Here is a 1574-nt window from a genome sequence, read left to right on the forward strand (position 1 = left end):
CAGCACCCCGGTGTCCGTCGGCACAGTGGTCGGCACCGGCACCGCCGGAGGAGGCAGCGGAGGCGGTCTGAAGATCCCTGACAGGTAGACCGTCTGGGCCACGCTATCCCACTCCGCTTGGGTGAACTCCACCTTATAGCCGGGGCCTACGTACACGTCGGGGGAGGGTAGGTAGCGCAGTGCGAGCAACATCTGGTACGTGCTCGCATACACCGTTGCGTAGACCTGGTCATAGACCCCCGTGTACACGCTGGTATACACCTGGTCATCGACGGTCCCGCTCAACGTCATATCGACCTTAACGCCGAGATCGGGCAGTCCCGGAAAGCGGAGATGCAGGTACCACCCATCCAGCAGCGGCGTAATCGGCGACAACGTGACTCTCACGTGCACCCAGCCATCCTCTTTCCACACGTTCTCGCCACTCGTGGTCAGAGGAGTCTTGCTGGCGTTGGCGCGGGCAGTGCCCAGCAGGGCGCCGGTGGCCATCACCACCTGGAACAGGAAGGCCACGAAAAGCAGCAGGGCCAGGTTGCCGAGAGTAGTGCGACGTATCGTGCTCAAGCTTTTTCACCTCCTTTCCGTGGGTGTCGCGGCGGTTGCAACTCACTCCGCGTCGCCCTTAGAGCAAGGCGCGGAAGTTTGTTCAGGTCCATGAGGCTGGCTCAACCATGGGCCCGGTGCTTCCACAAACGGAAACGCCACCCGCGTGCGAACCACACTATTGCTACCTGGCCGAGAGCCACCGCGACCCCGGCCAGCGCCCCCACCACTGCCACTTGGACGCTCGTACCCATGGCATTCCGCCCCCGACCCCGGCGGGGTCTCTCTTTCGCCTCTCAGGTAGGCGGCCTTCAGTAAAACTCTGGGTCGGCTACCTCTATAATACCACGCGAGGCGAGTAAATCCTGCTCCGACATTACCCGACGGGGGTCCACTTCGCAACCATAACCGACCGACGTTACCCGGGCGTTAACGGACCCCAAGACGATGCGCCGGAAGCGCCCGGGCGGCAGTGCTCCGCCATACCTCCGGAGCCGGACCCGGGTTCCACGTATGTAACCCATGGCGGGATGACCAAAGAGCGGCAGCGTGGCTGCGGGGGGGTGATGAGCACCTCCCACCGATCTGGCACTCCACACGGCAATTCCCCAAGCGAGGAGGGATGTATGTGCCCCACCATCGCAACGGGAACCGACCGCTGAGAGCAGGGGTGGCCCTCATCTTGCTACTGGTGGTCGTAGCCGCCCCGGGTGGCGGCCTGCCGCGGCCGGAGAGAACCGCGCCATGCCCTCGCGGCCCTGCCCGTGCCCCCGGACCTCAAGGAAGCTACCGATCTTGCCCGGTCCGCGACCGAAGCAGCCAGTACGGTAGTCACGGTAGTCGGGGAAGCAGGAGAGGTCGTCGCTGACGTGGCGGGCCAGGGAGAGGACGTCCTGGCGGGTGTGCTGCAAGAGGCTGAACGCCTCGCCGCACCGCCAGCGCACGGGCAGGAGGCTGGTAGAGAGGCCGAGGCAACCGCCGACTCCACGGCGGCTGAGGCAATCACTGACTTCGCGGCCGGTGCGGCCGCC

General features: G+C 65.2%; 1 protein-coding gene. It reads right to left on the reverse strand.

The genetic code is table 11. The features are described 5' to 3' along the window. A partial coding sequence (locus tag AB1609_23560) for a hypothetical protein (protein ID MEW6049412.1) occupies positions 1 to 564 on the reverse strand: 564 nt, incomplete at its 3' end. Positions 565 to 1574 lie beyond the last annotated feature (1010 nt).

The organism is Bacillota bacterium (assembly GCA_040754675.1).
Lineage (GTDB): Bacteria > Bacillota > Limnochordia > Limnochordales > Geochordaceae > Geochorda.